We start from the raw sequence: 11,588 nt of genomic DNA, 5'->3' as shown, positions 1-11,588 counted from the left end.
AACGTTTTGGATAACCCACCAGAACTACCTTATTTGTTACCTAATATCAGCATGTTAAGTTCAATCAACTCTGATTTTTCGACTGATTAGGAATTTCAGTGCAGCTGTCAGGCTTTTCCTGCTTCAGGCTGAAGGAAATTCAGGCAAAAAGCAGAACAATTGGTCAAAAATAGTGCAATACGGCAAAGAAATTAATTCCTTGCTTGACTGTGTCAGCAAATTAATGTTTTCTGTATTTAATCGCTGCTCAACTTCACACAATTTAATGAATCTTGTCACAAGCGTTGGCGAATTTGTTAAGGTGATTTCGAAGCGTTAACCAATACCATACTGTTGCTGATCTATTCGACTTCTAACGATAGCAGCAGTACCCATTTCCCTGGTGTTGGCGCAGTATTCGCGCACCCCAGTTTCGACTGGGGTCATTTTTTTCTGGCGTCCGAAGATTTTTCCCTTTCAGCTACCCACTCGCGTAACACGTTAACGTCATGCAGCCACTCATGTTTTAATTCGTCGATCCACTCCTGCACGTTGTCCCACCATGCTGGCAGTTCCGGTGACTGTATCTGTTTCGCCAGTTTCTGCAGATGCAACAGTCCTACTGAGCCCGCAGCACCCTTAATTTTATGCCCTTCTTCCGCAATCCCTTTTTGATCGCGCGCCATCATGTTGGAATCCAGCACGTCGAGATAGCCCGGCATCATCTGTTCAAACATCGTCAGGCTTTGTGTAATCAATCCTGGGCCGACCAATTCGATATACTGTTCCAGCATCTCCACATCGAGCAGCATGCGCGAGTGTACGTCTGAGGACGTCTGAATCTCTTCTTCCGGTTCGCCCTGGTAATCCCAGAACTTTTTAATCATCGCCGTTAAGGCCGGCACCGCCAGCGGTTTACTCAGCACATCATCCATACCGGCGTCGAGATACTCTTTTTTATCTTTCAGCACGTTGGCGGTCAGTGCCACCAGCGGCGGCAGCGCCATGCCAGCATGGCGTTGGTGAATAGCGCGCGACACATCCAGTCCGGTCATATCCGGCAGTTGAATATCCAGCAACACCAGATCAAATTCCTGCGGATCAAACATCGCCAGCGCTTCAGTGCCGGTCATCGCCACTTCCACACTGCATCCCAGTTTCTCCAGTACCGAGCGCGCCACAATGACGTTCAGTTCAATATCTTCAACCAGTAATACGTGCAGCGCCGGCAGTGGCATGCTGTCGTCGAGATCTTCGTCTTCCACCTCATCGGCCACACGAGGTGCATTTATCTCGACCACAAAGCATGAGCCCTGCCCCGGCGCACTACTCACGCTAATATCGCCGCCCATCGCCTGTGCCAGACGCCGAGAAACCGCCAAACCAATACCGGTACCGGTGGCGGGTTTTCCGCCGTGCTGATCTTTTACCTGGTAATACATGGCGAAGATCTTGTCCTGCTCTTCCTGCGGAATTCCCATGCCAGAATCCTGCACTTCAAAGCGCAGCGTTTCGTCCTGGTGATAGGCGACCCGCACCACAATCTCACCCTGCTGGGTGAATTTCACCGCGTTACCGATCAGGTTCCATAAAATTTGACGCAGGCGCGTGCCGTCAGCAGAGATGATGTGCGGCAATGGCAGCTCTGGCGCCATCACGAACTTTAGTCCTTTCGGCTGCGCCAGTAACCCGGAGAGGTTTTCCAGATCGGCCAGGAAACCGGTGAAGTCGAGTGGCTGATTATCCAGCTGCACTTTGCGGCGCTCAATTTTGTCCACTTCAATCACGTCATTAAAGATGTTGCCAAGCGTGATGGCCGAGACATGGATGGTTTTCAGGTACTTCAGTTGTTCCTGATTGAGATCGGTGTCCAGCAGAATGCGGCTCAAGCCGACAATGCCATTCAGCGGCGTACGCAGTTCATGGCTGATGGTTGAAATAAAGGTGGTCTTCTCACGGCTGGCATTCTCCAGCGCGTCCTGATAACGCTTACGCTCAGTAATATCGCGACCAAAGCCCATCAGGCCGCTGCGTTTACCGACGCGATCGTAATACGGCACTTTGCGGATTTCGAAGCAGGCTTTGCGCCCATCAGGATATTGCAGCCACTGTTCGTACGTCAGGGAGACGTTATGGCGGAATACCTTTTCATCCGTCTCCAGCACCTTGGAGGCGGCATCTTCATCGTAAATGTCGCGCGGCGTCAGGCCAATCAGTTGCTTCTCGCTCATGCCGGTTAGCAACTCCATCGCACGGTTACAGCCCGAGAACTGCTTGTCGATGTTGCGATAGAATACCAAGTCCGGTGAGGCATCGAGGAAGGAGCGTAAGAAAGAGGATTGCTGTTCCAGCTCGATTTGCGCCTGTTCACGACGCGCCATCTCTTCGCGCAGTTTATCCATCACCTGCTCGCGGGCCTGCTCCGCTTTGATACGATCGTTAATTTCCTGATTCAGCTGAGCGATGGTCTCTTTCATTTGCTGATTAAGTTCAAGATCGCGTGTGCGCATCTCTTCCAGCTTATCGACCAGCTTTGTCAGGCGCTGGCGAGACTCTTCCAGCTGATCAACCACCACCGAGAGAAAATAGACGGCCCAGGGCGTGATTAAGAGACCAAAGAACACCGATCGCACCACATCGATACTCTCAACATGGCCACGCAGTACCATGGTGACCGCCATCTGCACCACCATCGCCAGCACCACCAGTGCTGAAGCTAACAGTAGTGAGAAACGCACCAGCCCAAGCTTGACCATCAAATCAACGTAGTACTGCGCTAAAAGACGAATCTGTTTCATCACGAGCTCCCTGAACGAAATCTGGCTCATGATAGCGTAATTATCGCGGCACTGCGCCGACTCAGCGTGTCATTGCCTGCTGACTTTGCCTCATTATGGTGCATCGCAGCGCCTTTTCGCCGATGTTCGCGTCGTTATGCGTAAAGCGCTTGACTAAATCTGCCAACTGAATAATCTGGAGGGCCGCGCTTTTGCGACCCTTTTGTCACATCCCGTGCTATTCCGCCTCCCGGCAGCCATTTCATCTGATGGTTGCGTCTTGTTATTGCATATTCATTCAACTTTAGCGCCATTTTACTCACAATCAGCTTGATTAATTTTACTAATGACAGCCCTATTTTGATTCAAATATGACGCCATAAGAAAAACAGATACATGCTGTGCGTGAAACCGCCCCAACAGAATTTTATGCTGATGGAATGCAGTTATTCAGCATTGATTAGATATCTGAGGCGTACCTCACAGTGAGACGGCTCACACTTCATAGGGGAATCAGAATCGTCAGATTGACAGTTATTTACGTAATAAATTGTTCATAATCATAGTGTTAATTGGTAAAACAGCCGATTAACCGCAACAAAGCTGGCTATTTGACCTGAGTTCGCTTTCCCGATAAGTTGGAATTCCGCTGGATGCTTTCCAGTCGGGACTGTGTCTCGGCATATCTATGCAGCAAGAAACTCCCTCTGGATGCAAGTTATCTCCCGTAAGAGACCGGAAGTAAGAGCAGCTCATCAAGGACGAGACCATACTCTCTTGAGAGCCTTTGCTCGGTATTGCGACGTCCGCGTTTAAGCGGCGAAAACGAATTTGATACAGCACGCAGCGGTGCTCTGTGCTTGAAATAATGCAGGTAATGTCAAAAGCAGTTTAAGGAGACCCTCAATGTCCACTCAAAAACCTCATCCCTATGGTTTGTATGATCCCTCAGCCGGTAGTGATAGCTGTGGTGTTGGGTTTATTACCCGTAAGGACGGCGAGCAGACCCATGAGATCCTGCAGATGGCCCATAGCGCACTGTGCACGGTACCGCACCGTGGCGGCATGTCTGCTGAGGGCGTGGGCGATGGCGCAGGTGTCAACGTCGACCTTTCTCTGAACTTCTTCCGTAAAGTCACCGGCCAACCGCTGGAAGCCGGTCGCTTTGGCGTCGGTAACTTCTTCGTGCCAAAAGATGCCGAGCTTCGCGCGAACGCTGAGCGTCTGGTGGAAGAAACCCTCGCTGCCCATAACTTCCCTGTGCTGATGAAGCGTGATATGCCGCTGGACGGCAGCGTGACGCGTCCAGCCGCTCTGCAATTCCAGCTGCCGATTGTGCAGTGGATCTTTGCGGCTCCGCAGGAAGTCACCGAACAACTCGAGTTCGAGCGCCACATCTATCGTGCGCTGCTGGACATCGAAGCGCGTGCCTTTACTGAAAGCGAATTCGGCGGTCTCTATCCGCTGTCGCTCTCTTCACGCACTCAGGTATTTAAAGCACGCCTGAACTCTAATGAAGTGATTCCGTACTTCAAAGATTTGACCGATGCCGATCATCAGGTGCGCGGGCTGTTCTTCCATACCCGCTTCTCGACCAACACCGATCCGCACACCACCATGGCACAGCCGTTCCGTCTGATGGCGCACAATGGTGAATTGAACACCGACCGTAAGAACCGTATCGCTGAAGCGGCGCTGATGCTGGCGCGCGGTAAGAAAATCGTGCGTCCGAAAGGCCAGTCCGACAGCTCGCGTCTGGACCAAAGCATTCATAGCCGTTTGATGGAAGATAACCTCGACCTGATCAACGCCGTCGTCTCAATGATGCCACCAGCGTGGGAAAACGACACCTCACTGTCAAATGAAGTGCGCGCCATGCTGGAGTACTTCTCTCTGTATGAAGAGAAGAACGATGGCCCGGCAGCGTTGATCTTCGGTAATGGCGAAGTGATCGGGGCACGCCTTGACCGCCTGGGTCTGCGCCCATTGCGTTCTGTCGAAACCGCTGAATACATCGGTGCGATGTCAGAAGCGGGTCAGATTGCCTTCCCACCGGAAAGCGTACTGCGTCGTGGCCGTATCGAAGCGGGCGGCATGCTCTATTACGATCACAAAGAAAAACGCTCTTACACCACGGTGGAAGCGCTGGAAAAACTGGCAGCAGAGAAAGATTACCTTTCACTGCTGAGCGCGGCTCGCGTGGACCTGCACGATCTGCCGGAGATTCAGGCAGAGCAGCTGGGCTCACCGCTTCGCTATCGTGGCGACCTCAAAACCTATCAGCGTTTTGTGGCGTACTACTACAACCAGGAAAGCTTCAAATTCATGATGGACCCGATGCTGCAAACCGGCGCTGAGAAGATCTCGGCGATGGGTTACGGCAACGCCATCAATGGCCTGTCCGACCACGAAGGCGGCATGGCGCACTACTTCTCACAACGCTTTGCTCAGGTCACCAACCCGCCGCTGGATTCTATCCGCGAAGCGGACGGCATGACGCTGCGCGTGGCACTGGGTGCAAAACCGCACCTTGGCCGCAGCAAAGGTCAGCAGGTTATTGTGCCAACGCCGATCCTGACACACCTTGATATGCTGCGTCTGCGCGAGCAAACCGTCGCACCTTATGCGCGTTTCGAGATGCTGTATGAGCCGGTCATCGGCAAAGATATCGTCAGCCGTGCCGCCAACGCCAAAGCGCTGGAAAACGCCATTGATAATCTTGCACAGCAGGTCGTGGATTTCGCACGCCAGCAGGGCGGCATTGCGGTAATCACCGACCGCCACATCTCTTCAACTCACGCGGCGATTCCTATGCTGCTGATGGTCTCTGCCATCAACCAGCGTTTGGTGCAGGAAGGTCTGCGTCTGGATGTTTCTCTGGTGGTAGAAAGCGGCCAGAGTATCTCCTCTCACCACATTGCAGCCACTTTAGGCTTTGGTGCGTCAGCGGTTTACCCGCTGGGCGTACAGATGCGCGCGGAAGAGAAATATGGCGAAGGCGAAGAAGGTAACAAAGCCTTCAAACGCTATGCCAAAGCCGCCGAAAAAGCCTTGATGAAGACCATGGGTAAAGTGGGTCTCTGTACCGTTGAGAGCTACAGCTGTGGTGAATTCTTTGAACCTAACTTCCTGAATACCGACGATCCGGTTCTGAAGAAGTACTTTCCGAATATCAAAACCCCTGTGGGTGGCGCGGGCTTCCCGGCTATCGCTCAGATGGCGGTTGACTGGCATCAGAGTGCGCTGAAAATCCAGGGCGAGGCAGAAGTGCCACTGCTCGGCTTGTTCAAAGAGCGTGCGGAAGGTGCAGGTCACTCTTACGGCACCATCGCCGTGCGTACCTTTATTGATATGACGGAACAGCCGATTCGCTTCGCGGACAAAGCACGCGAAGAGGACAATTTCATCCGTCTGATGACGCTGGCCAAACTGGACAATGCCTTCAGCATTAAAGCTGACGCATTCAAAGACAGTAGCTTCGAACGCATCCCGAACGAGGTCATTGACTCACTGGCGATCACGCCGGATTACCGTCAATTCTCTAGCCTGATGCACGCCGAGCGTAAACGTCGTCCTGCTGCGCTGCGTGACATCCTCGCGCTGCCGTGTGATTTGACCCACGTTGATAGCGAAGCGGAGTTTGGTCGTAAACTCGGCCGTTACTCACTGGTCAACAACGGTTTTGCTACCCGTGGATTGAAGTGTGAAGCGGTGGAAGGCAGCCTGAACCAGTTCGAGCTGCGCCTGATTGATTCCATCGCGGGCCTGAAGCCAGAAGATGAACGTCTGGAAGCGCTGGCACGTGCACTGAAAACCCGCTTTAGCGACGACATCGAAAGCAGCAGCGTGGCCGGCGGTGTATTGCACATCACCGCTTACGGTAAAGCGGCAGATTATCTGTCACTGATCTTTACCGCATTGCCTTCGCTGCCACTCGAAGAGATCCAGCCGGCACACGAAATTACCCGTACTTTCGCCTCAGGTGCGATGAGCCACGGTGCGTTGGTGGCACCTGCACATGAAGCGGTAGCGCACGGCACTAACATGGTCGGCGGCATGAGTAACTGTGGTGAAGGTGGCGAGCACTATTCCCGTCACGGCACCATCCGCGCGTCACGCATTAAGCAGCTGGCGTCAGGCCGATTCGGCGTGTGGGCGGCTTATCTGGCCGATCCGATGCTGGAAGAGCTGGAGATCAAAATCGGTCAGGGCGCGAAACCAGGTGAAGGCGGACAGCTGCCTGCACCGAAAGTGACCGTGGAGATCGCCGCCGCGCGTGGCGGTACGCCGGGTGTTGAGTTGGTTTCACCCCCACCGCACCACGATACCTACTCCATCGAGGATTTGGCGCAGCTGATCCACGACTGTAAGGCAGCGCGCGTGCGCGTTATCGTAAAACTGGTGTCTTCAGAAGGCATCGGTACTATCGCAGTGGGCGTGGCAAAAGCTGGCGCAGACGTCATTAACGTGGCAGGTAACACCGGTGGTACCGGTGCTGCCTCGGTCACCAGCCTGAAATACACCGGACGCGTTGCCGAAATCGGTATCGCGGAAGTGCATCAGGCGCTGTGCGCGAATGGCCTGCGTGACAAAGTGCAGCTGCGTTGCTCCGGTGCACAACAAACCGGTAGCGATGTGATCAAATCTGCCCTGCTCGGTGGCGACAGCTTCGAGTTCGGCACCACTGCGCTGATGATGCTGAAATGCGTAATGGCGAAAAACTGTAACGTTAAATGCCCGGCCGGTTTAACCACCAACGCCGAAGCCTTTGATGGCGATCCGCGTCAACTGGCACAGTACTTCGTTAACGTAGCGCAAGAAGTGCGTGAATTCCTCGCACGCCTCGGCCTGCGTTCACTGCGCGAAGCACGTGGCCGTTCTGACCTGCTGCACCTGATGGATCATCCACTGGAAGTCGGCAAGCTGGATCTGCGTGCGATGTTGACCGTGGTGCCAGAGCAGAAAATCGCGAAGCCGGTCTATCTGGAAAAAGATTTTGAGCTGGATGATGGCTGGGTTGAAGAGCTGAAAACACAGCTGATCGACCAGGCGAGCCGCGATATCGCGCTCGGCGCAGGCATTACCCTGAACAACCGTAACAAGAGTGTTGGCGGCCAGTTGGCCATCGACATCGAGCGCATGCTCAACCACGAACTGTCTGCTGAACAACGTGCTGCACTGCCAGCGGTGTTCAAAGACGATCGCGGCCGTCATTATCTGGCACCGCGCACGGTGAATATCCACACCAGCGGTTCTGCCGGTCAGTCATTCGGTGCCTTCTGCAACGATGGTATGCAGATGAAGCACTACGGCACCTGTAACGATGGCGTAGGTAAAGGTCAGTGCGGTGGCGAGCTGGTGGTGATGTCACCGGGTGGCGGCGCTCAAGACAGCGACGGCAACGTGCTGATCGGTAACTTCGCGCTGTTTGGTGCGACCGGTGGCCGTTTGTTCGTACAAGGCCAGGCGGGCGACCGTTTCGCGGTTCGTAACTCCGGTGCAACCGCAGTCGTCGAAGGTGTCGGCGATTTCTGCTGCGAATACATGACCAATGGCGCAATTCTGAACCTCGGCACCTTTGGTAAAGGTTTCGGCAACGGCATGAGCGGTGGCTTTGCTTACCAGTACGATCCATACGGCGCACTGGCAGGACACGCAGCGGGTGATTCCGTGCTTTTCGGTTCAATCGCTGACGAAGATGAATTGGCGCAGGTTCACAAGCAAGCCGTGCTGACCATGCTGAACTGGCATCTGGAAGCCACCAACTCGCCGCGCGCAGCCTGGCTGCTGGAGAATTGGGAAACCGAGTGCCACCACTTTGTCTACGTGATGCCGCGTTCACTGCTGCTGTATCAAGATGGTGGCGAGATCCTAAAAGCGAAATCACGTAAGGATCTGCTGGAAGAGCTGTCAACCTCACTGGCTGCACATCAGGTTGCCAAATTCAAAGCTGCCTGGCGCACGGGTAAAACCATTGCGGATGGCGCCGTACCGGCTTACGGTGCGACCGATACGGCAGAAATGTTCGTGTTGCTCAACAACTACACCGTGCTGAGCTTCGCGCAGCAGCTGGCGCTGGGCAAACTGCCGAAAGGCACGCCTGTTGAAGATGCTGCGGTTGAGAAAGCGGTTCGTAACCTGCTGATGACCGAAGATTTTGCGCTAGTGAGCAAACTGCAACGCCATGCACGCTCAGCCATTGAGAGCTACAGCGATGACGAACTGGCGAGTCTGATTGCAGCAAAACGTATGTCCGATTACAAAGCAGCATTAACGCAACGCAACATTCGCTCCATGGACAGCCTGGCGACTTATGGCTGGATAATTTATCAGGATGCCCGCAACCGTGAGGTGCTTGGCCATCTGCCTGATTTCGAAGAGCTGTTTGCACGCGCCGCGCTGCCAGAAATCGCCGCTGCTGTCGGGAAACTTTCCTGATAGCAGCACCAATGAATGTGTGTATATTGACTGAACATCACGAGACGGGTTTGAGTACAGATATCCATGAAGATTCCTTACATTCCTGAAGATGCGCCGTTTAACGGCGAACAGAAATACTGGCTGGCGGGTTTTCTCGCCGGTCTCCACTCTCGTCTGTTGGTATTAGAAGATAAGCAGACGGCACCTGCGGCCGGTGGCGCCACCAATACTCAGCTGCACATTCTGTTCGGTTCACAGACCGGCAATGCTGAAGCGCTGGCGCAAACTGCCGCAAAAGCCGCGCGTGCCAAAGGACTGGTGCCGGTGGTTCAGGCATTGGGCGAAGTGGACCTGGATGTGTTCGCCACCATGCGCCATGTGCTGATTGTCACCTCCACCTACGGTGAAGGCGAAATGCCGGACAACGCACAGCTGTTCTGGCAGGCACTTTCTGCCAGCACCGCACCACGCCTGGAGCAGATGCATTTTGCTATCCTGGCGATTGGTGATACCGGCTACGATGGCTTCTGTCAGGCCGGTAAATTCTTCGATATGCGTCTGGAACAGCTGGGTGCAAAACGTGTCTTTGACCGCATCGATTGCGATATCGACTTCGAAGAGCCGTCGAGTGCATGGATTGGCGATGCAATGCCACAATTTGCCGCCAGTGCGGGCAGCAGTGGCACGGTATTAGAGAGCGCGCCAGAAGCGCCTGTCATTCCAGGTAGCAACAAACAGAACCCTTACGCGGCTGCATTGGCGACCAACAAGCGTCTCTCAGGCGAATCATCGGCGAAAGATATTCGCCACTTTGAATTCGACCTCACCGACAGCGGCCTGAAATATGAAGCCGGTGATGCGTTGGGTGTCATCCCAGTGAACGATGCTGAGCTGGTTAGCCTGCTGTTAAGCGAATTGAAAGCGGATTACGAAACGCCAGTACCTGGCTTTGACCGTAACCTCGGCGACCTGCTGACCTATCAGTTCGAAATCTCTGAGCCATCGCGCAAGCTGATTGAGTGGGTAGGTCAGCACACTGCCAACCAGGAACTGCTGCACGTATTGCAGCACGACGATAAAGACACTCTGGCTAACTGGCTGTGGGGCAAAGACACACTGGATCTGCTGCAGCTTGAGCTGAAGCGCACTCTGTCTGTACCAGAGTTCGTGGCGATGCTGCGTCCGTTGCAGCACCGTGCGTACTCCATCTCTTCCAGCTCCAAAACGCATCCGAATCAGGTGCACCTGACGATTGCTTCCGTGCGCTATCACAGCGGTGGCCGTGAGCGTAAAGGCGTATGTTCAACCTACCTGGCTGAGCGCGTGCGCCGTGGCGAGAAGCCAGCGATCTTTATTTCGCCAAACAAAGCGTTCCGCGTGCCGGCTAACGGCAATGCTCCGCTGATTATGGTTGGCCCTGGCACCGGTATTGCCCCGTTCCGTGCCTTCCTGCAGGAACGCCAGTCAACCGGCGCTGAAGGTAAGAACTGGCTGTTTTTCGGCGATCAGCATCAGGAACACGACTACATTTATGAAGATGAGCTTAATGGCTGGCAGCAAAGCGGTCTGTTAACACATCTCGACCTGGCATTCTCACGCGATCAGGAAGAGAAGATCTACGTGCAGAATCGTATGCTTGAAAAAGGCGCTGAGCTGTATGCCTGGCTGCAGGATGGCGCGTACTTCTATGTTTGTGGCGATGCTTCGCGCATGGCGAAAGATGTGGATGCAGCGCTGTATGAAGTGGTGCGCCAGTTTGGTGGACTCTCTAGCGAACGTGCAGCGGCTTACATTGACCAGTTGAAGAAAGATAAGCGCTATCTGCGTGACGTCTACTAAGACCCATAAAAAGGAAGCTGATGAGCTTCCTTTTTAACATCTGCTGTCGCGGCACGATGAATCGCACCATGTAAACGCGGTTCAGATGCGCGATCAATCGCGCCGTTATTGAGAAATGCATCCATAAAAAAACGGGCCAATTGGCCTAATGCCAGTCAGTTAAGCCTGACTGGCATTTTTTCTTCTGGCTGTCGGATATTTATAGGGTCTCTCTTTCACCACCCTTGGGAACGAGCGCTCCCGTCGTCCCGGTAGTCTGACCATCTCTGCTATCGAACTTACGTCCTTTACCAGTTCCGGGATACGCCCAGGCGATGCGCCTTCAAGTGTCCAGAGCAGTTTCATCACCCACGCTGTCGATTCCCTGAAGCTGAGCTGGTTAGGCCAGTATCCCTTCAGCGTTGAGGCCATTCTTATCATCTGATATCTCACCAGATTGTAGGCCAGCAGCACGCCCCACAGCTCCTGCCTTATCATCTCCGGCTTCCTGCTGCGAAGCGTGAGCCTGCTGTCCTGGAGACCCTGCTTTATTTCACGATATCCCAGCTCTATCTCCCAGCGATGACTGTAGAG

General features: G+C 53.9%; 4 protein-coding genes. 2 read left to right on the top strand and 2 right to left on the bottom strand.

Features of this window, described 5'->3' with window-relative positions; translation table 11 throughout:
- Window positions 1–422 precede the first annotated feature (422 nt).
- Window positions 423–2,777, bottom strand: coding sequence for an aerobic respiration two-component sensor histidine kinase ArcB (gene arcB, locus CRO33_RS11085; RefSeq protein ID WP_058962133.1), 2,355 nt, complete (start codon window positions 2,775–2,777; stop codon window positions 423–425).
- Between the two features lie 885 nt (window positions 2,778–3,662).
- Here arcB and CRO33_RS11080 point away from each other — a divergent pair.
- Window positions 3,663–9,194 carry a glutamate synthase-related protein gene (locus tag CRO33_RS11080; RefSeq protein WP_097118190.1) on the top strand — a complete coding sequence of 1,844 codons (5,532 nt, stop codon included), beginning with the start codon at window positions 3,663–3,665 and terminating at the stop codon, window positions 9,192–9,194.
- Window positions 9,195–9,260: 66 nt separating this feature from the next.
- Window positions 9,261–11,015 carry a sulfite reductase subunit alpha gene (locus CRO33_RS11075; RefSeq protein WP_045815870.1) on the top strand — a complete coding sequence of 585 codons (1,755 nt, stop codon included), beginning with the start codon at window positions 9,261–9,263 and terminating at the stop codon, window positions 11,013–11,015.
- Between the two features lie 159 nt (window positions 11,016–11,174).
- Here the strand turns inward: CRO33_RS11075 and CRO33_RS11070 are convergent.
- Window positions 11,175–11,588: transposase (locus tag CRO33_RS11070; protein ID WP_141399016.1), on the bottom strand; the 414-nt coding region annotated here is incomplete at its 5' end.

The sequence above is a fragment of the Pantoea sp. GL120224-02 genome (genome assembly GCF_900215395.1).
Taxonomy (GTDB): Bacteria; Pseudomonadota; Gammaproteobacteria; order Enterobacterales; family Enterobacteriaceae; genus Pantoea; species Pantoea communis.
This window is presented reverse-complemented; position numbering and strand designations above follow the sequence as displayed.

What these genes read in the sequence shown, in the direction of transcription:
- arcB (WP_058962133.1), bottom strand. Translation starts at nt 2,777, where the DNA reads ATGAAACAGATTCGTCTTTTAGCGCAGTACTACGTTGATTTGATGGTC.
- CRO33_RS11080 (WP_097118190.1), top strand. Translation starts at nt 3,663, where the DNA reads ATGTCCACTCAAAAACCTCATCCCTATGGTTTGTATGATCCCTCAGCC.
- CRO33_RS11075 (WP_045815870.1), top strand. Translation starts at nt 9,261, where the DNA reads ATGAAGATTCCTTACATTCCTGAAGATGCGCCGTTTAACGGCGAACAG.